At 48.4% G+C, this 19,651-nt stretch carries 21 protein-coding genes; 12 read left to right on the plus strand and 9 right to left on the minus strand.

The window, feature by feature from the left end; genetic code table 11:
* Nucleotides 1–72: 72 nt before the first annotated feature.
* Nucleotides 73–1,194: an SIS domain-containing protein gene (locus tag BN162_RS14520; RefSeq protein WP_020225847.1), complete on the plus strand. Its 1,122-nt coding sequence runs from the start codon at nt 73–75 to the stop codon at nt 1,192–1,194.
* Between the two features lie 56 nt (nt 1,195–1,250).
* Here BN162_RS14520 and BN162_RS14525 read toward each other — a convergent pair whose 3' ends face one another.
* The 3 genes from BN162_RS14525 to BN162_RS14535 all read right to left on the minus strand — a co-directional run bounded on the left by BN162_RS14525 (nt 1,251) and on the right by BN162_RS14535 (nt 4,182).
* Nucleotides 1,251–1,967, minus strand: coding sequence for a DUF554 domain-containing protein (locus tag BN162_RS14525; protein ID WP_020225848.1), 717 nt, complete (start codon nt 1,965–1,967; stop codon nt 1,251–1,253).
* A gap of 32 nt (nt 1,968–1,999) precedes the next feature.
* Nucleotides 2,000–3,019: an LCP family protein gene (locus tag BN162_RS14530; protein WP_020225849.1), complete on the minus strand. Its 1,020-nt coding sequence runs from the start codon at nt 3,017–3,019 to the stop codon at nt 2,000–2,002.
* 275 nt (nt 3,020–3,294) lie between these two features.
* On the minus strand, nt 3,295–4,182 hold the full coding sequence (locus tag BN162_RS14535; protein WP_020225850.1) for a DMT family transporter: 888 nt from the start codon (nt 4,180–4,182) through the stop codon (nt 3,295–3,297).
* A 203-nt stretch (nt 4,183–4,385) separates the two neighbouring features.
* Between BN162_RS14535 and BN162_RS14540 the strand changes: the two genes are divergently transcribed.
* The 3 genes from BN162_RS14540 to BN162_RS14550 are packed head-to-tail and all read left to right on the plus strand — an operon-like array spanning nt 4,386 to nt 6,870.
* Nucleotides 4,386–4,928 (plus strand): NUDIX domain-containing protein, encoded by a 543-nt coding sequence (locus tag BN162_RS14540; RefSeq protein WP_020225851.1) that lies wholly within the window; start codon nt 4,386–4,388, stop codon nt 4,926–4,928.
* Nucleotides 4,925–6,538: a gamma-glutamyltransferase family protein gene (locus tag BN162_RS14545; RefSeq protein WP_020225852.1), complete on the plus strand. Its 1,614-nt coding sequence runs from the start codon at nt 4,925–4,927 to the stop codon at nt 6,536–6,538. Before BN162_RS14540 ends, BN162_RS14545 begins: the two co-directional genes overlap by 4 nt.
* Nucleotides 6,538–6,870, plus strand: coding sequence for a TfoX/Sxy family protein (locus BN162_RS14550; protein ID WP_020225853.1), 333 nt, complete (start codon nt 6,538–6,540; stop codon nt 6,868–6,870). The genes BN162_RS14545 and BN162_RS14550 overlap by 1 nt, the downstream gene beginning before the upstream one ends.
* Nucleotides 6,871–7,370: 500 nt before the next feature.
* Here BN162_RS14550 and BN162_RS14555 read toward each other — a convergent pair whose 3' ends face one another.
* From BN162_RS14555 to BN162_RS14570, 4 genes are all read right to left on the minus strand, one after another.
* A complete protein-coding gene (locus BN162_RS14555) occupies nt 7,371–8,252 on the minus strand; it encodes an Rpn family recombination-promoting nuclease/putative transposase (protein ID WP_020225854.1) in 882 nt (293 codons plus the stop codon).
* Nucleotides 8,253–8,417: 165 nt separating this feature from the next.
* Nucleotides 8,418–9,596 (minus strand): DUF4129 domain-containing protein, encoded by a 1,179-nt coding sequence (locus tag BN162_RS14560; RefSeq protein WP_020225855.1) that lies wholly within the window; start codon nt 9,594–9,596, stop codon nt 8,418–8,420.
* Entirely contained in the window at nt 9,593–10,714 is a 1,122-nt protein-coding gene (locus BN162_RS14565) for a DUF58 domain-containing protein (RefSeq protein ID WP_020225856.1), read from the minus strand. The genes BN162_RS14560 and BN162_RS14565 overlap by 4 nt, the downstream gene beginning before the upstream one ends.
* Before the next feature lie 6 nt (nt 10,715–10,720).
* Nucleotides 10,721–11,668, minus strand: coding sequence for an AAA family ATPase (locus BN162_RS14570; protein ID WP_020225857.1), 948 nt, complete (start codon nt 11,666–11,668; stop codon nt 10,721–10,723).
* Nucleotides 11,669–12,018: 350 nt separating this feature from the next.
* Between BN162_RS14570 and BN162_RS18675 the strand changes: the two genes are divergently transcribed.
* The 3 genes from BN162_RS18675 (at nt 12,019) to BN162_RS14580 (ending at nt 13,741) form a co-directional block, all read left to right on the plus strand.
* A complete protein-coding gene (locus BN162_RS18675; RefSeq protein ID WP_020225858.1) occupies nt 12,019–12,156 on the plus strand; it encodes a hypothetical protein in 138 nt (45 codons plus the stop codon).
* A gap of 215 nt (nt 12,157–12,371) precedes the next feature.
* Nucleotides 12,372–13,196: a hypothetical protein gene (locus BN162_RS14575; protein ID WP_020225859.1), complete on the plus strand. Its 825-nt coding sequence runs from the start codon at nt 12,372–12,374 to the stop codon at nt 13,194–13,196.
* Nucleotides 13,193–13,741 (plus strand): hypothetical protein, encoded by a 549-nt coding sequence (locus BN162_RS14580; RefSeq protein ID WP_020225860.1) that lies wholly within the window; start codon nt 13,193–13,195, stop codon nt 13,739–13,741. Before BN162_RS14575 ends, BN162_RS14580 begins: the two co-directional genes overlap by 4 nt.
* 504 nt (nt 13,742–14,245) lie before the next feature.
* Here the strand turns inward: BN162_RS14580 and BN162_RS14585 are convergent.
* Both BN162_RS14585 and BN162_RS14590 read right to left on the minus strand, forming a co-directional pair.
* Nucleotides 14,246–14,731: a DeoR/GlpR family DNA-binding transcription regulator gene (locus BN162_RS14585; protein WP_020225862.1), complete on the minus strand. Its 486-nt coding sequence runs from the start codon at nt 14,729–14,731 to the stop codon at nt 14,246–14,248.
* A gap of 35 nt (nt 14,732–14,766) precedes the next feature.
* Nucleotides 14,767–15,024 (minus strand): DeoR family transcriptional regulator, encoded by a 258-nt coding sequence (locus BN162_RS14590; RefSeq protein WP_020225863.1) that lies wholly within the window; start codon nt 15,022–15,024, stop codon nt 14,767–14,769.
* 512 nt (nt 15,025–15,536) lie between these two features.
* On the opposite strand from BN162_RS14590, the gene nagA reads away from it, so the two are divergent.
* The 5 genes from nagA to BN162_RS14615 all read left to right on the plus strand — a co-directional run bounded on the left by nagA (nt 15,537) and on the right by BN162_RS14615 (nt 19,578).
* The gene (nagA, locus tag BN162_RS14595) at nt 15,537–16,655 is read left to right on the plus strand and encodes an N-acetylglucosamine-6-phosphate deacetylase (protein WP_020225864.1); all 1,119 of its coding nucleotides are present in this window, start codon (nt 15,537–15,539) and stop codon (nt 16,653–16,655) included.
* Nucleotides 16,656–16,749: 94 nt separating this feature from the next.
* Entirely contained in the window at nt 16,750–17,508 is a 759-nt protein-coding gene (locus BN162_RS14600; RefSeq protein ID WP_020225865.1) for a glucosamine-6-phosphate deaminase, read from the plus strand.
* Nucleotides 17,509–17,550: 42 nt separating this feature from the next.
* Nucleotides 17,551–18,180 carry a 3-hexulose-6-phosphate synthase gene (gene hxlA, locus BN162_RS14605; RefSeq protein WP_020225866.1) on the plus strand — a complete coding sequence of 210 codons (630 nt, stop codon included), beginning with the start codon at nt 17,551–17,553 and terminating at the stop codon, nt 18,178–18,180.
* On the plus strand, nt 18,177–18,740 hold the full coding sequence (gene hxlB, locus BN162_RS14610) for a 6-phospho-3-hexuloisomerase (RefSeq protein WP_020225867.1): 564 nt from the start codon (nt 18,177–18,179) through the stop codon (nt 18,738–18,740). Before hxlA ends, hxlB begins: the two co-directional genes overlap by 4 nt.
* Nucleotides 18,741–19,050: 310 nt before the next feature.
* The gene (locus tag BN162_RS14615) at nt 19,051–19,578 is read left to right on the plus strand and encodes a QueT transporter family protein (protein WP_020225868.1); all 528 of its coding nucleotides are present in this window, start codon (nt 19,051–19,053) and stop codon (nt 19,576–19,578) included.
* Nucleotides 19,579–19,651: the final 73 nt, after the last annotated feature.

The following is a 19,651-nucleotide window of genomic DNA, read 5'->3' on the forward strand; positions in this document are numbered from 1 at the left end:
CGGCTGCCTTCGCTGTTTCGCTTTCCTTGCCATGATAAAAACATACATATGAAATAAGGAAAGGAAAAATAAATGAAACCTACAATGCAGACCTATATTCACAACAGTACTGACGTCCTGCGAGCCAATTTGAGCCGCGGCGTCGAATTAACGAAAGCGTTTGTCGAGGCTTACCGCCAGGCGCCCGAGGGGGAGATCTTGTTGATCGCCTCTGGTTCCTCATATAACAGCTGCGTCTGTGCCCGCCGCTGGATGGAAAAGGTACTCCAGCAGAGAGTACGAGTTGTCACACCGTTTACGTTCGTCCATTACGAGTCGTCACTTGCAGGCGTTGGTTTGTGCGCAGTTGTCTCTCAAAGCGGATGCAGCACCAACGCGATAGAAGCGCTGCGCTTGATTCGCTCGTTGGGACGCCCCGCGATTGGCATCACCGGCAATCCGCACAGTGATTTTGAAACAGAAGCGGATCAGATCATCGACTGGGGTGTCGGTGAGGAAAAGGTCGGTTATGTCACGCAGGGCGTTGTCAGTCTGATTTTGTACCTGTGGATGGCAGCGCTGCAGACCGCAAAGGAAAATGGGCGGTTATCTGAGGAACAGGCGGAGGCGTATGCGAGTGAGCTTCAATCTGCGGTTGAAATTCATGGTGAGGCGGTTATCCACAGTGAAGCCTGGGTGGAAAACAATTACGCGTTAGTTACGTCGATGCACCAGGCTTATGTGATCGGCGCGGGCGCGAGCTATGGCACGGCATTGGAAGGCGCACTGAAAATCGGCGAAACGATTGGCATTCCTACTTCTGCTTATGAGAGCGAGGAATATCTGCATGGACCGAATTTACAGTTAGCTCCTGATTATACCGTGTTCATCATCGATCCCAAGGATGAAACCTCACCGCGGATGGAGACGATTGCCGAGGCAACCCGGCAGGTCACGAAAAGGGTCGTTCTATTGAGTCTGGATTGCGACGATCCTGATCCAACGACATTTTCACTCGGTCGGCAGCTCGATGAAGCGTTGACCCCGTTCGTTTTTTTGCCTTTGTTTCAGCTGATCGCCTGGCGCGGGGCTGAAGATCTGCATCGATGGAACAAGCATCCCTTGTTTGCGAAGTTTAAAGAAAAGATTGCGTATAAGACCGAAAGCTATTATCAGCATTCACAGCAAGAATCAAAGGCTGACGCAGAAATTTAAATTGTTTTGCAAGATGATCTTTAATAGATTTAGGCATTCTGAGAGTTAAAGGTTTATTAGAGCAAAGGCGTCAGCAGGATTGCAATCAGCAAAGCCGGAAGCAGATTAGCGACTCTGATTTTAGTGTTGAACATCAGATTGATACCGACGCAAAAGATCAGCATCGAGCCGATCATGGACAGATTGTCAAGCATCTGTGTCGTTAACAAGGGAGCGATGAACTGCGCCAGAATCGTGATTGATCCTTGAAAGAAAACAAGCGGAATCACTGAAAAGACAGCGCCTTTGCCAAAGGCAGAAGTAAAGATCATGATGATCAGGCAGTCCAATACGGCTTTAGTGATTAGCAAGGAAGGATCGGCCGACAAGCCGTCCTGCAAAGCGCCGACAATCGCCATCGCACCGATACAGATTGTCAGCGAAGCGGTAAGGAAGCCTTGCATAAACCGGGAGTCTTTTTCGCTTCCGGTTTTCTTCTTGAGCCATAAGCCCAGCTGTTCAAAACGACGCTCTAAATTAATCCACTCACCCAGCAGTGCCCCTGCGGCTAGGCTGAGCACCGCGAGCAATGTGCCCTGAACGCAGACAAATCCGTTTTGAATTTGCAGCATTTTCTCCAGCGATCCGGATATTCCAATAAAAATTGATGATAATCCTAACGCCTGCATCAACGTATTCTGAAACCGCTGCGGAAGTCCCCTGCGGAAAACTAAACCGAGCAATCCGCCGGCGACGACCGCCAATCCGTTAATCAGTGTCCCTAAACCTGGCATGCGTGTCCCTTCTCTCTTTACTGCAATTTCATTTATTTCTTGAATTCCCCGTAGGTCTTGTAGGTTTTCTTTTCGTTATCCAGTACAGTTTGACTTGGTTTATATTCATCATCGCCGTAAATGTTGGCGTGCAGATGCCGCACCATACCGCTGTAGCTGCGGACAAGATAGCCGCCTAAGCCTGGACCGCGCATAATATCGTCATATTCTCCGCTTGGCTCTTTATAGGTTTCAATATTTGTCAAGTCAAAGCTTAATAACGAGATCAAATAATCTTTAATCTCGGAATTGGTCAGGTTCGTTGTGATATAAGGAAGCATATCATTCACAATATCCATCAGTTCCAGAATGTTTTTGTGCTTCAGCTTTGCAATGATCGCGCTGATGACATTATTCTGCCGGTCCATCCGGACAAAGTCGCTGTCAATGTAGCGCTGCCGGCAATACATCATGGCGTCATAGCCATTTAACGTGTTCTTGCCTGTCCGGACGCTGTTCTGCGTCTGACCTCGCAAAGCGCCAACTTCTTTTGCGGTTAACTCAATTTCGACCCCGCCGATCAAATCAACGAGCTTTTCCACTGCGTTAAAACTAAATGTAACATACTGCGTAATATCCAGATCCAGATTATAATTCAATGTCTGGACCGCAAGCGTCGCCCCGCCGAACCAATAAGCCCAGTTAAAATGACCATATTTTTGATGATCACCCGGAATCCAGACGACGACATCCCGCTCAACGGAAGTAATTTTAAGTTTCTTGTTGTCAAAGTCCAGCGATACAATCTTCATAGCATCACTGCGGTCTTCATCGGTTCCCGTCGGCCCCTGGCTGTTGTCCGCACCAAACAAAGCGATGTTGACAACTTTTCTTTCTTTCACCGCTTCGCTGACTTCCGGAGCAATCTGGGCATTTTCATTTTCGATGACTTCGCCATGTTCCATTTTATTCAGCATGGAATCCATTGCCCAGTTGGCCGCGCCATAAGTACAGCCGGCAATGATCAGTATGACTGTAAGGATGATGATGCCGATCTTTACCGCTTTTTTCACGTTTTTTCACCTCATTGAATTGTAAGTCCATGATTTTTACCTTTTTCATTATAACAGGTTGAAACGAAAGCGAAATGCAAAAAGAAAAAAACTCCGCAGAGGCAGAGAAATCCGCAAATTTTAAAAGGAAAATCCAGAAGCCGGGATGAGGTTAGGTTCAGGACTTCTAGGCTGTGATCCGTGAGAAAGATAAAAGGAGCCGCGTAAAAGTGAAAGAACTTGCGGCGGGTTTCATTTTGACGAACCGATTCGCTGGGTTTGATGAATAAGGCGAATCACTGGATTTTATCTTGGGATTTGTTTTTTCGTCCAGCCATAATCAACAAAACGACCGCCAAAATGATAATCAGACAGCCTAAAATTTTCGAGATGGTTAATTCTTCGTGCAGAAACAGAGCGCCGCAGATCACACTGCCGATCGGCTCAAATAAACAGAAGATTGAAGCGGTGGACGAACCCAGGGCTTCGATCCCTTTCTGGAGCAGGACAACCGCCAGAAAGGAGGTCATCATAGCGATGATGATCATCGTCAGATAGGAAACTGCCGGCTGCTGGAAGCACAGAGAACCTGTAAAGGAACCCACGACAAAGAGATCGGCTGCCGCAAATAACGCCAGCCAAAACGAGCATAGAAAGGGATTCAGCCGGGACAGTCCCTGCTTTTCCAACAAGACCATATAAAAGGCGTAAGTCATCCCAGAAGTTAGCGCCATCGCCACGCCGGCCAGATTGGTCAGATTACTGAAGTCCATGAAGAACAAGGTGCCGGTCAAGGCTAAAATAAGCGCTCTGATTTTAGCTTTGCCCAGTGTTTCATGATAGAAAAAACGGCAGAATAAAGCGACAAAAATCGGATAGAAAAAATGCAGCGTGGTGCCCGCGCCGACGCCGATGTAGGAATAACTGCTGTAAAGAAGCAAGGGGGTCAGACAGGAACCCATTGCCGCGATAAACAACAGCTGAAAAAACTGTTCGCGCGGCAGCCTGATTGCGGTATGATCCTTTTTCATCAGAATCAACAACACCGGCAGCACAAACAGATTGCGGAACATAACCATTGTCAGCGGATTGTTGCCCCAGCCGTAAGTCCAGCTAACTAAGACGGGCGAGATGGCAAACAACAGCGCTGAGAGAATCGTTAAAAGAATTCCGGGAATATTCATGTGCGCTCCTTCTTCCTACTCTGCTTCTATTATAATCGTTTCCCTGAGGTTGAGAAGCGTTTCAGTTTCACTAAGTTGAAGGAAGCGCATTTTCAACTTGCTTTTTCTCAAAAATCTCTCTATAACTAAATCAGAGTTGAACGTGAAATCCCTGACTCCCACGAGGACATCCGGGAAATGAACAGAAAATGAGGGGGGAAAATATGGAACTCACTGAGAAAACAAGATCGCAAAAACGCGTGTTCACCGGCCGTTTGATTCATGTGCGGCACGATGAAGTCATACTGCCTGACGGTACGGAAACGATCCGCGAGGTAGTCGAACATCCCGGGGGTGTTGCGATCGCGGCATTAACAGATCAGAACGAACTGCTTCTCGTCGATCAATTCCGCTACGCGCAACAGCGGATTATGCGCGAAGTCCCAGCCGGTAAACGAGAACGGGGCGAGGATCCGCTTGTGACCGCGAAGCGTGAACTGCAGGAAGAAACCGGCTATCAGGCTGAGGAATTCGTGTTTCTGGGCGAAATGGTGCCGACCGGCGCTTATCTGGAAGAAACCATTCAGATGTATTGGGCGAAGGGGCTGACCTTTGTCGGCGTCCATCTGGATGAAGATGAATTCCTGAACTGTGTGAAAGTACCTTTGAAGGAAGTCGTCGATCAGGTGATGCGCGGAGAGATCATCGATGGAAAAACAATCGCGATGACACTGAAATTACAAGTCATGTTGGAGGAAGAACAATGATGAATTTTGACTGTTTTGATCAACTCTATCCATCCAGCCGGTTTCCGGTGATGGCCCGCAGAGGCATGGTCTGCACCGGATCTGCTCTGGCCTCGGCCGCGGGTCTGGAAATACTGCGTCAGGGCGGCAATGCGATGGATGCGGCGATTGCCACGGCCGCGGCGCTGACCGTGGTGGAACCGGCAGCCAATGGTTTAGGCAGCGATGCGTTTGCGATCGTCTGGCATAAAAATGAACTGTTCGGTTTGAATTCTTCAGGGTTTGCGCCGGAAGCGATCTCAGCCGATTCCATTAAAGCTCAGGGACAGACGTCAATGCCCACCTTTGGCTGGACGCCGGTGACCGTTCCGGGCGCTGTGAAAGCCTGGAAAAGTCTGAATGAACGTTTTGGAAAGCTGACGCTGGCGCAATGCCTGGTTCCGGCAATTCGTTATGCCGAGGAAGGTTATCCCTGCCCGCCGGTTTTAGCGCATTACTGGCGTGTTGCTTATGATCAGTACAGAAAGGAATTTGCCGGAAAGCCGGAGTTTGACGAATGGTTTAAGACCTTCGCTCCTGAGGGCCGCGCTCCTCAGCCGGGTGACGTCATCACTTTGAAAAATCATGCAAAGACACTGAGAGAAATTGGAGAAACGCAAACAGAAAGTTTTTACCATGGCAAGCTCGCCGATCAGATCGACGCCTGCAGCTGCAAATATGGCGGATACTTGCGAAAAGCCGATTTGGAAGACTTTGAAAATGAATGGGTCACGCCGATCCGCATGAATTACCGGGGGTATGAAATCTGCGAGCTTCCGCCCAATGGCCAGGGGATCATTGCTTTGATGGCACTGAATATCCTTAAGGAGTTCCAGTTTACAGAGAAGCTGCATGTTGAAACGGTGCATCGTCAGTTGGAAGCGATGAAGATGGCGTTTAAGGATGGTCTGTTCTATATCACGGATCCCAAAGCCATGAAGGTCAAAACCGAACAGCTGCTGGATCCGAAGCTCGGCCCTGACCGCGCCGCGCAGATTACGGATTGGGCACAGGACCCGCAGGTCAGCAAGCTGCCGCAAAGCGGAACGGTTTATTTATGCACAGCGGATGAAGAAGGCAATATGGTTTCCTATATCCAAAGCAATTATATGGGCTTCGGCAGCGGAATTGTGGTCGACGGTACCGGGATTGCGCTGCAGAATCGGGGGCGCGGCTTTTCGCTGGATGAAAAGCATGCCAATTATTTAGAGCCGCGCAAGCGTACCTATCATACGATCATTCCCGGCTTTATGATGAAAGACGGCAAAGCGGTCGGACCATTCGGCGTTATGGGAGGGCATATGCAGCCGCAGGGACATGTGCAGGTTGCGATGAACCTGATCGATTTCCATTTCAATCCGCAGATGGCGCTGGATGCGCCGCGCTGGCTGTGGAAACAGGACAACCGCATCTTGGTTGAACCCCATTTCCCAGCCGCATTAGCCAAGGCGCTGCAAAGAAGAGGCCATCGAATTGAAGTCTGCTTGGATCCCGGTGTTTTCGGCCGCGGACAAATGATTCTCAGAATGGAGAACGGCACGTTGATTGGCGGAACGGAATCCCGAACCGACAGCAACATCGCCTGTTATTAATGATGGCCTCAACACTGGAATTTGTCACGTATGTGGCGGATCAGCTGGCTTTAGCCGGCACCATCACGTGGAAACGCATGTTCGGAGAATATGGTCTGTATTGCGATCAGGTGTTCTTCGGTGTGATCTGTGATGATCAGCTGTTTATCAAAATCACACCGCCTGTCGCAGAAAGCATGCCGGATTGTCCGAAAGCACCGCCCTATGCGGGAGCGAAGGAAAGCTTTTTAATCGAAGATCTGGATGATCGGGAGAAGCTGGGACAGATCGTAAGGATGACTTGCGAGCATCTGCCAAAACCAAAGCCGAGAAAACCAAAAAAAGAAAATTAAGTGTTTGCCATTGGAAAAAGCAGGTGAGATAACCTGCTTTTTCTATCTGTTAGGAAATTGCATATCCAGCGCTGATGAATTCAAGTAGCCAAACCATTCTGAAGAAATTACTTTCAGAACTGGCGATGAGAAGAAAGCTTCTTGCGAATCCAAGCACGAGGGTTTTTGATCATTTTGCGGATGAGAGAACAGAGCTTTTTCTTTCGGGAAGTCTAAGCTCCTAGGTAACGAACCATTTTGAAAGGGTCATCCAGAATAGAAATAATCAGCTTTTTCATAAACTCCAACGAGGAATCAAAAATCAATCCGTTCATTGGTTTGATGATCAATAGAGTGCCGTCAGACAAAATCCACATCTGTATCGTAGTCTTCAATCCGACTCTGAGAGGCCAATAAGCATAGAAGGCTCATCGGGCAGTCTTTGTAACTTTGACTTTTCCCTTTTTTTAATTCCGCAGGATCTAATTTAGCAGCCATCCGATCCAGCAATTATTTTACTATTAAAATATCATGGAATTCAGTTCTAATTTTAACTTAGCTAATTGTTCCGTGGTTACTTTTGTGCATTCGATAATCAAATCATCGTTCAGGTGCTTGCGAAGCAGTGAGCGGGCTACATTCAGGCGTTCTTCTTCTCTTCCTTCATATTTGATTTGGGCTCGATCTCTCAGTTCTTTATCGCGTGCAAAGGCTGCGTCACGGATGGCTGGATCATTGCTGATGGCATTCATAATTTCACTCGCCTCCTTAAATATGTCTTGCCGTCGAACTAACTCTGCGACGATTGGATCACTAAGTTCATCATCGTAGTATTTGATAAACCAGAGCCATTGTTCAATTTCATTGAGTTCATCATAACTATGCTTCACTTGAATTATCTTTGCTATCTCAATGATATAAATTGTCATCAAATTTGTCAAGCAGTCATGATCATCAATTTCCTGAAACTGATAAGCATGGATCGCTTTGTCGGAAAAATGTTCTTTTGGGGGAAAAAGATAATCCAGAAAGAAGACCTGAATCACAGGCATTAGATCAGAGTAATGAAGCCCTTTGTTTTCCTGTTGGGTTAACAACATCGAGGCGTAATAGACCGCTCGGTTTTCGATCTGCATTTTTGATGTCTGCATCTCCAAATTAAGATAGGCACGAGGAATGAACTGAGCGCTGACATCAAGGCGGATATCTTTCCCTTGATCGTTGGGAGCGTAGAGTTCCGTGGCGCTGCGTTTTTCGACTTTCACCCGGGAGCGAATTAATTTTGTGGTTAAGTCTTCAAGCATGCGTCCGTCTTTGTCGGAGTCATAGGTGAAGAAGGCTTTAAAAACGAAATCATTGGTTAAGTGAAGGCTGGGCCGTTTTTGCGTTTGATCTTTATCCATAGGCAATGACCTCCACCTTCGATATTGCGGAAAAGGACAAAAAGCCCCGCAAAAAGAGGAAAAAACTTCAAGTTTTATCAGACCGTCACAAACCAGAACTATTTCTTAAAAAAACCACAAGACAGATTCTATCCTGTGGTCTTTGTTCGTGAATGTGTGTATAGATTAAGGCCGGTAGCGTTCTTCATTATAAGCCTGCGTCAGCTTTTCAAACTGATCATCGGCCTCATCCGCTTGAACTTCTGACCAGTATTCCCAAGGCGTCGTATGCGGCGCGTAAGGATGACCTTTTTCAATCCGTTCATCAACCGCTTCCTTGTATTGCTTCCGAATGGGAGAGAGAACTTCAGGATGCAGCCAAGCCTGCAGGCGCTGGCGCAAATTCGGCCGGACAGGGATTTCAGAGCTGTTGATTTCTTCGCTCGCAAATCCGCCTTCCAAGGAAACCGGGCGGGATTTGCGGATCAGCCGAATCAGCCAGCGAATCAGAGAAACAAGCAGAAACACCGCGGCGATCAGCAGAATGAACGCCAGAATCCCATTGAAAAGAGAGGAGGTAGCCGCTGATGATTCAGGACTGGGCGTCATCGCAGCGTCCGGCTGCGGTGTAAGCGCCGGGGCCGATTCAGTCCCTTTCTGCTGAGAAAGAATCCAGCGGATCAAGCTTTGCAGCGACAGAATGATCGCCGAGAAGACAAAGGCAAACGCTTCGATTAAAAAGCTTAAAATCCATGTCAGTCCCTGGCTGAGCAGCTGCGCCAGAAAGAGAATCATCGAGCTTATCGGGCTGATGAGCAACGTAACGAACAACTGCATTCCCGCCAATTTTAATAACAGTTTTTCCTGATCCTGATCTAAATTCATCAAGGAAGCCGGATGAGCTGGGTTGACAAATTGCGACTGAACCCGCAGGCATAATGCGGCTAAGACTAACAGCAGCGAATAGCGGATCAAGGCCGGGGAAGGACTCACCAGATTTAAAAGAACCAGAGTCAGGCCGCCGATGCCCAACCGGCCCCACGAACAGTCGCGCAGCTCTTTCAATGAAAAAATCAACCCGGTTTCCAACATTAAGCCGACGGCGGTCAGTCCTATCGTCAGAACATCCCGATGCGTAGGAATCAGCACAGCAAAGAGGAGAATGCAGAGGAAGAACAGTCCGGTTCGCAGCGCCGGCTTTTTCTCACAGGATAAATGCGACAGCCCCCACTGAACAAAGAAAAACAGTCCGCATCCAAGCAGCGAAAGGGTTTGCGAAAGAAAGGTCTGGACGAGAACGAACATGATCCATAAACCGCAAAGACATTGCTGCAGGGAAATTAAATAAGGAAAGAAACGTTTCATTCCCTTTCCTCCTTCCTTAAAGACAGAACATCGCAGTTCTCCGGCAAGCCCTTAAGATCCGGCAGCGTCCAGCATACCAGGGTGACCGCTGTACCTTGGGCGCAAATCTTCATCACCCATTCCTGTAAAGGCTCAGTCAAAGTATTCAGAATCAACAGGCAATGATGCGCGGCGTCCAGCAGCTGCGGATAACGCTGAAATAACCGTGTCGGCTCACTCAGCGGATAGGGTGCGGCGCAGGCTAACAGATCCAGACAGCTGACTGTATGGTTCAAACTGTGATCACAGACTGAGGTGTCCGCAACGGTAAACCGCACGACCGCATTGGTTACCAACGCCGTTGGCAGCTGCTGGCGCTGGCTTTGATCCAGCATGGCGGCGGCGAACTGCACGGCCCTTTCCATAAATTCCGCATCATCCGCAAACAAATTTTGAATCGACTGCAAAATTAAGAAAATTGAAAACGCCGGATCTGAGGTGTGATCGTATTCTTTTACGTATAATGACTGGTACCGTGCCGTTGCCCGCCAGTCGATATCGCGGAAGCTGTCCTGCGGCTGATATGGACGGACGCCCGTATAAAAAATCGGATCGGGATAAAGCCAGCGCCGAACTGAGCGCTGACCCTGCAGCCCGCAGGGATGAGCGGCAAGGGATGAAGGAAACTGCCGCAGCGGATGAACGATACACAATCGCGGCTGCGCCTGCGGTCCATCCAGCTGAGTCAGGCTTAAATAATCAGAAAGGGAAGTGGTCACCCGGAACTCCCCGGCCCCCCGCTGCCGGGCGATGAACTTCAGCGTCCGGGTTTTTTTCTGCCTTCCGGCCAGCGTCGTATGCAGGACAAGCGCTGAAGCCGTGCTTTCATCGTTCAAAATGAGATCCGGTTCCAGACATTCCAGGATGGCGGGAAACAGAATCCGTGCGGAAACATGCGGAACACTCATGCGTTTCTTATTTTCTAAAATCACCGTCAACGTCAGGGTCTGTCCCGGCTCCAGCCGGCTGACATCACTGAGCAGCGTGATGCTCAGCTCGCGCGCTCCCTGCCGTTCAAAGTAAAGACGGCCCAGCTGGACAAGCGTCAGACCGAGAATAAAGATTAACAACAGCGTCATAGGGAATCAACCCTGAAACTTTTCAACCGGCACTGGAATTTCTTCAAGAATCTGGGCTAAGACGGCTTCCGCTTGCCGATCTGATCCCAGGCTCAATCCTCCCAGAATCAAACGGTGAGTCAGTACCGGCTGGGCACAGGCTTTTAAATCATCCGGCAGCACATAATCCCGTCCCTCCATGGCCGCTTTTGCCTTGGCGCAGCGGATCCAGGCTAAAGCGCCGCGGGGACTGACGCCCAGCTGAATTCGCTCATGGGCTCGTGTCTTACTGATAACTTGTAAAGCATAGTTTAATAAGACATCATGGATGCGGACGGCATCGACTTCTCTGCGCATCGCTAATAACTGCGCTCCATCCAGAACCGCGTCCAATTTTGGCATTGAGGCCTGCGCACTAAGGTTCTTCAGCATCCGCACTTCTTCCTGCGGCGAAGGATAACCCGGATGAATGCGAACCATGAAACGGTCAATCTGCGCTTCCGGAAGCGGGAAGGTTCCTTGATTTTCGATCGGATTCTGCGTCGCGATGACGAAAAACGGCTCCGGCAGCGGGTAGGTTGTTCCTTCCACGCTGATCTGATGTTCTTCCATGGCTTCCAGTAAACTGGATTGAGTCCGCGGGGCAGCCCGGTTGATCTCATCCGCCAGCACCAGCTGCGTGAATAAAGGGCCGGGGCGGAACTCAAATTCACCTTTGGCCTGATTGTAAAACTGAATGCCGATCAGATCCGACGGCATCAGATCCGGCGTGAACTGAACCCGTTTAAACGAGAGGTTCAGCGATTGCGCGACAGCCTTGGCCAAGGTTGTTTTGCCTGTGCCTGGAACATCTTCCAACAGAATGTGGCCCCCTGCTAACAAGCTCATCATCATCAAATCGCAGCTCTGTTCACTGCCGACCAGAATCTGTTGAATATTTTTCTTTAATAAAACGGCGGCTTCCTGACATTTCATGGTCATCCCTCCTGAGGTTTTTCTTATTTTACCATGAAAAAGCATCAGATTATAAAAGAGAATGAATTGAATGCGCATAAAAATTTATTTTAAAAGCGCGCTTTTCTGTTTAAAGACTTAGTTTAGAAGACGGGAATGACTGCGCTTTCCTGAAAAACCAAGATATTATTTTGTTGGGAACGTCTTGCTTTTTTGAAGCAAGACGGGCCGCCGGTACAGGCTTATTTAATGCTTATCTGTTCAAATTGGACGGAAATTCATAAAAAGATAAAAGTCATAAATGAAATCAAGGAAATGAAGTCCTGCGTTACGGATTATCTTATACCTCAATGATGAACCAGGGGGAAGAAATGAAAAAATATATAGCCTTTATAGCGGCAAAAACATCTTATATCATAAGGTCAGGAACAGAACCGATCATAGACAGGGATCATTTTGATCATCGGATGGATTCTGCGCTAAAAGCTTCAGATCAAAAACCGTTCTGACTGCATGACTTGGAAAGGAATTTTCTGAATTTAGACAAAAAGTCCCAAACTGTTCACATCTGTTTCATTGAATCTGCAGCCATTCAATGAGATAATAAAGCCAATCGGAAATTGACGTTTCCTGTCTAAACGTAAAAAGACCGTGATTTCTGATCCCATAAATACTCTGATGCGGCTGAAAAGCATTTTATATCGTTAATGGAAAGGAGCCGACAATGCGAAAAGGAAATCGTTTATTATTGATCATGACAGGCTTGCTGGGGCTTTGCGCCGCGGTGCTGCTGCTTTTAGTCAGCGTATTCCGGGTTGAAAGCCTGACCCTGATTGAACAGAACACAGAATTGATCTATCAAAGCCGTTCCTCGGAAATGATGGGTTTTGAATTCAGTTATCTAAGCGCTCAGGATGAACCTAAAACCGTGGATTCCATGCGTTTTGTCGCCAAGGATTTTCCTGTGTATGTGATCGGCCGGACAACGCAGAGCTTCGGTCCGTTTGAAGTGACGACCGTGCAGGCTGTCATTGCCCCGATGGAAACCGAATGGCCGGAGAGCGGCGGGCTGGATTTGTCCGATGCGATATTAACGTTTACTGACGGCAGTGAAGAACAGATTCGTTTGGGAAAGCTGAAGCTGGTGCCGAAAGAGAAGAACGAGGGTCCGTTTGAAATTACTGAAATGACATCCAAGGATGACGGCAGCTTTACGATTCGCTTAAACGCGACAAAGATGCTGCACTTTGCCAGTATTTCCAGCACTACGGCAGAAAATGTATTGGACGTGCTGGAGCTGATTATCAACGATAAGCCGGTGGAGGAATGGAAGGGCTTGTTGGTGCCGCAGGGTGAAATTGTCATTCAGGGCAGCTTTAAGGAAAAAACGGTCGATCCGCTGCAGTCGATGCGGCTGAGTCCGACGATGACGTTGGAGGATGAAAAAGGCAATCCTTTTGATCTGCAGTTCTCCACGCAGCGCAAACGGCAGGAAGGCTTTAATGTTTTTAATCTGTTGTCAACCACACGAAAGGGGGACAGCGAATGAAAAAAGGAATGCTTTTGATTTTCTGGGGTTTGATGTTTCTGACCCTGACGATTGTGAAACTGCCTTGGGAGGGTCTGGTCTGGGTTTTCAATATGATCGGCTACGGCTTATGTGCCATCGGCATGATGATGAACTTTCGCAGCAGTGAGATCCGGGCTTTTCTGATTTCCGGCCTCGGCTTGCTGGGCGCGATGATCTGCTGCCTGCTTTCTCTGGCTGCCAGTTTGCCGTTACGATACAGCGGAATTCTGATGCTGGTCTGCCGGATCTTTGAGCTGTTCGGCTTCGCTAAGATGTTTGAAGGCTGCTGGCGGCAATTCCGTCGCCGCCGGCTGCGGGAAAAGGCTAAGGAAACTGATCTTCGCATGAAAATCTACATGCTTGCGTTTACTTGCTGCGCGATCGCTGAAGCGGCCTGCTGGTTTATCGGCGCAGCCTGGGCGTCCCAGATTGTTCAGCTGATTATCCGTTTTGTCTACGGCATGTTAATGGCCTGTGTCATGCTGTACTCGGAAAGTGATTCGCTGCTTCCGATAGAAGAATAAAAGGTCAGATTAATGACAAAAGAAAATCTGCAATTAGACAATGACTCTAAGCGCACTGTTTATGAATTAAGCGGAAAAGAGCAGCAAAGCGGTGCTTTAGTTAAAATTATTCTTAAGGATGTGAATTAATTCCTGCGGATAAACCTGCGGGATAATTAAGATTATGTTTTGAAGGTTTTTAAGAATTTTAAGGAAGCACTGAAAACGGTTATCCTTGTTAGGTATAATTCTTTAAATATGGCTATTCAACGAAATAAGCGAGGATTCCCCCCACCTCTGCAGGGGGAGAGAAATTATCAAAAACAGGCTTAACGCAGAGGTGGGCATCGATCCCCCACGGACATGAAGTTAAGCCAATCTGGAAACGAGATAAAGGCAGCAACGCTGCCGTGTCATGTTGAGCGATATAGGACTCATCATCGGGATTGGAATAAAATAAGTTTGAGAAAAATCCAGGAAGTCCCTGGATTTTTTGCTTTCTTAAGCACAGAATTGATTTTCCTGTTAAGCCTGAACGATTCGGAAACCGGCCTGCGTTAACATACTGATTTGTTCTGCTGATGCTTGATAATCCGTGATGACCTGATCCACGCTGTCGGCGTAGCAGATCACTCTGAGTTCCGTATTGCATAGTTTGGTATGATCTGCCAGAACGACCGTTTTATCCGCCTGTCTGATCATCAGCTGCTTGATCGAATTTTCCGGTATGCTGGAACTGGTGACTGTGCCGTTCTGATCCAAGCCATTAGGCGTTATGAAGCATAGGTTGCTTCGGTAGGCTTTAACAATCAGCTCAGAAACATCATCATGAAATGATTCGTGCTGAACATCTAAGAATCCCCCAGCTAAGTACAGCTGGATGTGCGGAGATTTTGAGATAATCGTTGCTGCGGAAAAAGAATTGGTCACAATCGTGCACGGAATTTTGGCGTCGACTATTTTTTTGGCGAGCATCATATTCGTCGTGCCGGAATCCAATGTCAAAATCATATTCGGCTGAATCAGATTCTTGACAACATAATCTGCTATTTGTTTTTTTCTTCCACTTCCCGGTTCATGCGCTTGGAAATGACGGAGTTCCGGCCGGTGCTTTCATTGGCCACCGCACCGCCGAAGACGCGCTGCAGCACACCTTCCTTTTCCAGTTTGCTCAAATCATTGCGAATCGTCGCTTCGCTGCAATTTAAAAGGACAACCAGCTCCTGCAATGTCAAGGTTCCCTTTGAGCACAATAAATCGCGGATGCGCGACTGGCGCTCCATGGCTTTTTGTGATGTTTGCATAAAAACCTCCGTCTGATACCTATTATTTTATCAAAATTATTGGTTCAAGCAATCCTGTTTCCCAATCTTATTGAAATCGAAAGGAGGATTACCCTAATTTTATTGATATGAACAAAAATAAGTGATAATATTATTGTATCCGATAGAAATGAGATGTAAAATTATGGAGGCCACGAATATTGAATGGCGTCGAATTGACGATTGATGAATGTATGATCGCCGATGGGATGACAGAGATATCCTTTGTTCCTGATCAGAGAGGTAATTTTGCTTTTGATAGAAGCGATATCTATCCATTCGCAATATGTTGTTTACTGAAGAAAGTTCTGTGAGCAAATGAGCAACGTGAGGCAAAACGGTATTCGTTTTGCGCAGCCGTCATTTATTCATTGGGCAAGAAACTGCAAAGCATTCAGAGTGTTTGGATTCAAAAATAAAAATCGTTGGCCTTCCTGAAGCGGATCAATTAAATCTCATGGCATAGGAGCTTGAAGAAAGAGGAGGAATATTTCATGATCATTCAAAGTACACAGGTTTGGATCAACGACGCGTTTCAGCCAGGTCAGCTGGAAATTGCCGGCGGCCGCATTGAGGCGGTTTTGCCTTATGGTGAAAAGCCGGTTGACCAGGACTATCAGGATCAGTGGATTTTGCCGGGTTTTATCGACATCCATACGCACGGCTGGAATCGCTGCGATGCCGGCAAGCCCACAGTGGAAGCGATGCTTCGCTGGCAGAAGCATATGCCGAAGGAAGGCGTGACGTCTTTTTTAGCGACAACCGCAACCCAGAGCGCGGCGGCCAACGAAGCCGCGCTGCCGATTCTGAAGGAAGCGATCGAAGCTCAGGCTGCCGGTGCGGAAATTCTCGGCATCAACATGGAAGGAAATTTCATCTCCCATCAGTTTCACGGGGCGCAGGATCTATACACAATTGTCAAACCGGATTCGCAGCAGCTGCTGCACTATCAGAATTTAGCGGGAGGTCATATTCTGACCGTCACATGCGCGGTTGAATTTGATGAGGATTACGCGTTTGTCAAAACCGCGGTCGCGCACGGCATCCGGGTTTCCTGCGGACACAGCGGCGCCAGCTTTGATCAGGTCAGGGAGGCGGCGCGCTGCGGTGCGACCGGCATCACTCACTGCGGCAACGGCATGCGTCCATTCCATCACCGAAATCCCGGCATTTTCGGCGCGGTGTTGAATCTGGAGGAACTGTATGCTGAAGTGATCGGAGATGGGGTCCATGTCCATTTTGAAACAGTGCATCTGATCGGTACGATGAAGGGCGCCGAGAAGCTGATATTAGTGACCGATTCCGCTGACTGCAAAGATGATCCGGACTATGCGCAGTTTGCGCACGAAGGTGCGTTCCGCTTGCCTGATGGCACGCTGTTCGGCTCGGCTCTGTATGTCAATCAGGGAATCGATCACCTTCATCGTCAGGCTCGTCTGCCGCTGGTCACGGCGATCCGTGCGGCGACGATCAATCCAGCGCTTTATTTAGGCTTGGATGGACGCAAAGGAACGTTAGAGGCGGGCAAGGACGCGGATATTGTCGTCTGTGACGAACACATTGCTCTGCAGGCCGTTTATTGCCGGGGCCAGCTGCAGTCCATCTCGGAGTAAGAGCTGACTGGCCGTATGCTGGCCGCAGGCTTGCGTTATCCTTCTTCGGTATTGTGTAGAAGGCGCAAATATAGAAATCAGGAGGAATGAAAAAATGAAGATTGTTGTATGCAAAGATTATGAGGAAGTCAGCCGCGTCATGGCGGAAAAAGTAGTTCGCTTGATTCAGGAAAAACCGAACCTTGTCTTCTGCCTGCCGGCAGGGAATTCGCCCATTGGCATGTATCGGTATTTAGTCAAGATGTATGAGGAAGGAAAAGTGGATTTTTCCCAGATCAGAACGTTTGATATGGATGAATATGCTGGATTGGCACCGGATGACCCACATAGCTTTATTTATTTCATGCATAAGCATTTTATGGATCATGTCAACATCAATATGGAAAACGTCGATTATCCCAAAGCCGACGCTTTGGATTTAGATGCGGAATGCCGGCGCTATGCTCAGGCAATTCTCGATGCCGGAGGCTTGGATATCGCGATCACAAGTATCGGTGATGACGGTCATATTGCATTTAACGAACCCGATGATTTCCTTCTTCCGCGTACGCACGTTGTAAAAATGGATGAGGCGACGCGCAAACAAAACGCAAAAGTGTTTGCGGATTGTCCAAAAGGGATGCCGACCCACGCGATTACGACCGGGATGGAGGAACATATGAAGACGAAGCATTATTATGTCGTCTGTTCAGGCTCGCATAAGGCAGCGCTGCTGAAAAAACTCTTTGAAACCGAAAAACTGGATCCGCATTTCCCTGTTTCCTGGCTGAGAATGCATCCCAATGTTGAATTGATCATCGATGAAGAAGCGGCTGCCGGCATTCCCCAGGAAGTTTTGGATGAGTGCCGATAGAAGCGCAAGAAGCGTTTATTCGGTCTAAGGAAGGAAGCAACTATGAAATTACAAATCGCAATCGATCTGACCGAAATGGGCAAGGCACTCTGCCTTGCTGAAAAGGTTAAGGATATTGTGGATATCGTCGAAATCGGAACCCCGCTGATCATAAAAGAAGGAATGCACCCCGTCCGCGCTTTAAAGAGCAAATTTCCTGGGCTGTGTGTGCTGGCCGATACGAAAATCATGGATGGAGGAGCGATCGAATGTCATGACGCCTGCGAGGCCGGCGCGGATATCGTCACGGTCTTAGCCCTTGCCGACCAAGCCACAATCACAGAGGTGGTCAAGACCGCGCACGCGGTGGGAAAGCAGGTGCTTGCGGATTTGATCGGCGTTGACGATCTCGCCGCCAAGGCACAGCTGTGTTTGACCCTGGGCGTCGATCTGATCGGCGTGCATACCGGCGTGGATCGGCAGAAGCAAGGCGGAACGCCGTTGAAAGATTTAACGCTGCTGGCGGAAAAGATTGATCCTTCAAAAATTGCCGTTGCTGGGGGTGTGAGTTTACAAACAATCGATGACTATGTCCGGTTGAAACCGGGGATCATCATTGCCGGCAGTGCCTTATATAACGCTGCGGATATTAAGCAGGCAGCTCTTGCCATGAAAGGACGTCTGAGGAAATGAAAACAACGGATATCCTGACAATGATTCTCAATGAATTATACGAAACGCGGACACGCTTGAAACAAGCGGAGCTGACTGTACTGGAAGATCAGATTCGCAAAGCAAACCGGATTTTCGTCGCGGGTGCGGGCAGATCGCTGCTGATGATCCGCGGGTTTGCGATGCGGCTGATGCATGCCGGTTTTACGGTTTATGTCGTTGGGGATACGATCACCCCTGCGATTGAAACCGGGGATTTGCTGCTGATCGCTTCAGGCTCCGGGGAAACAGGCACATTGAAATCGATAGCGATGAAATGTAAGAAAATCGGCGCGGATTTGGGATTGATCACAACGAATCCGGGCTCAACCCTTGCCCAGTTGGCTGATTTTATTGTCGAGGTCGCGGCTGGGACGACAAAACGGCAGGACAATCAGGCCGCGTCAGTTCAGCCGGGCGCCAATACCTTTGAACAATGCGTTCTGTTGATTGGCGACGCGCTGGTTATCCGTTTGATGTCAGCGCAATCGCTGGATAAAAATAATGCCGAACTGATGAAACGTCATGCCAATTTGGAATGATGGAAGCAAACACATAAGATAAGAAGAAATGCTGCACTAACGTCGTTGTTAATGCAGCCTTTCTTCTTTGTGCAGCGATAGTAGAAATAAGTTTTAGGAATGTAAACGGAGGTTGCTGAGGCTGCTTATTTAAAACCGTCTGGCTCTTCCTATTGTTTGGAATGACACGGGGCCGGCTGTTGGATGTGCTGATGTGATTCTGCCTCTTTATTAATTGCCGAATTCTGATATAATGATATACGTTTTGAGAGAAGAAATGTCAGTCGCAATCCCCTGACAATAAACAAAACACGAAAGGAATTAATTGATAATGAAAAATAAGACTTTAGTCCGTTTCTGCATCAGCGCGGTGATTGCGGCGCTGTATGCCGCTGTTTCCCTGGCATTGGCGCCGCTCTCTTTCGGTCCGATTCAAATTCGGATTGCGGAAGCGATGACGCTGCTGCCGATTTTGTTTCCGGAGGCGATTGCCGGCGTAACGCTGGGCTGCTTTCTGACGAATCTGATCGGTGCGATCCTGGGCGTGAATTTACTCGGTTTTTTTGATGTGTTTGCGGGCACGCTGGCTACCTTTTTGGCGGCGATGCTGACATGGCGGTGCCGTAAGCTCTGCGTGAAAGGCGTGCCGCTGGTATCGGCGCTGATGCCGGTGCTGTTTAATGCTGTGATTATCGGCGCGGAACTGGCTTATGTGCTCTATCCGACTGCGCTGCTCACCGGATTTGTGATCAATGCGCTGGAAGTCGGCTTCGGCGAACTTGTCGCCTGTTTCATTTTGGGACTGCCGCTGGTAAAGGCTCTGGATAAAGCGCAGCTGGCCAAACGATTCGGCTTATAATCGCTTAAACAAAATATTCCTCTCAGAACAGAACATAAAGGGATTTCGGACGCTTTCGGGCGTCTTTTTTTAT

The organism is Holdemania massiliensis AP2 (assembly GCF_000327285.1).
Taxonomy (GTDB): Bacteria; Bacillota_I; Bacilli_A; order Erysipelotrichales; family Erysipelotrichaceae; genus Holdemania; species Holdemania massiliensis.

Excerpts from the sequence above, each read along its gene's own strand:
- BN162_RS14520 (WP_020225847.1), top strand. The coding sequence starts at position 73 with ATGAAACCTACAATGCAGACCTATATTCACAACAGTACTGACGTCCTG.
- BN162_RS14525 (WP_020225848.1), bottom strand. The coding sequence starts at position 1,967 with ATGCCAGGTTTAGGGACACTGATTAACGGATTGGCGGTCGTCGCCGGC.
- BN162_RS14535 (WP_020225850.1), bottom strand. The coding sequence starts at position 4,182 with ATGAATATTCCCGGAATTCTTTTAACGATTCTCTCAGCGCTGTTGTTT.
- BN162_RS14540 (WP_020225851.1), top strand. The coding sequence starts at position 4,386 with ATGGAACTCACTGAGAAAACAAGATCGCAAAAACGCGTGTTCACCGGC.
- BN162_RS14545 (WP_020225852.1), top strand. The coding sequence starts at position 4,925 with ATGATGAATTTTGACTGTTTTGATCAACTCTATCCATCCAGCCGGTTT.
- BN162_RS14550 (WP_020225853.1), top strand. The coding sequence starts at position 6,538 with ATGATGGCCTCAACACTGGAATTTGTCACGTATGTGGCGGATCAGCTG.
- BN162_RS14555 (WP_020225854.1), bottom strand. The coding sequence starts at position 8,252 with ATGGATAAAGATCAAACGCAAAAACGGCCCAGCCTTCACTTAACCAAT.
- BN162_RS14560 (WP_020225855.1), bottom strand. The coding sequence starts at position 9,596 with ATGAAACGTTTCTTTCCTTATTTAATTTCCCTGCAGCAATGTCTTTGC.
- BN162_RS14565 (WP_020225856.1), bottom strand. The coding sequence starts at position 10,714 with ATGACGCTGTTGTTAATCTTTATTCTCGGTCTGACGCTTGTCCAGCTG.
- BN162_RS14570 (WP_020225857.1), bottom strand. The coding sequence starts at position 11,668 with ATGAAATGTCAGGAAGCCGCCGTTTTATTAAAGAAAAATATTCAACAG.
- BN162_RS18675 (WP_020225858.1), top strand. The coding sequence starts at position 12,019 with ATGAAAAAATATATAGCCTTTATAGCGGCAAAAACATCTTATATCATA.
- BN162_RS14575 (WP_020225859.1), top strand. The coding sequence starts at position 12,372 with ATGCGAAAAGGAAATCGTTTATTATTGATCATGACAGGCTTGCTGGGG.
- BN162_RS14580 (WP_020225860.1), top strand. The coding sequence starts at position 13,193 with ATGAAAAAAGGAATGCTTTTGATTTTCTGGGGTTTGATGTTTCTGACC.
- BN162_RS14585 (WP_020225862.1), bottom strand. The coding sequence starts at position 14,731 with ATGATTTTGACATTGGATTCCGGCACGACGAATATGATGCTCGCCAAA.
- BN162_RS14590 (WP_020225863.1), bottom strand. The coding sequence starts at position 15,024 with ATGCAAACATCACAAAAAGCCATGGAGCGCCAGTCGCGCATCCGCGAT.
- nagA (WP_020225864.1), top strand. The coding sequence starts at position 15,537 with ATGATCATTCAAAGTACACAGGTTTGGATCAACGACGCGTTTCAGCCA.
- BN162_RS14600 (WP_020225865.1), top strand. The coding sequence starts at position 16,750 with ATGAAGATTGTTGTATGCAAAGATTATGAGGAAGTCAGCCGCGTCATG.
- hxlA (WP_020225866.1), top strand. The coding sequence starts at position 17,551 with ATGAAATTACAAATCGCAATCGATCTGACCGAAATGGGCAAGGCACTC.
- hxlB (WP_020225867.1), top strand. The coding sequence starts at position 18,177 with ATGAAAACAACGGATATCCTGACAATGATTCTCAATGAATTATACGAA.
- BN162_RS14615 (WP_020225868.1), top strand. The coding sequence starts at position 19,051 with ATGAAAAATAAGACTTTAGTCCGTTTCTGCATCAGCGCGGTGATTGCG.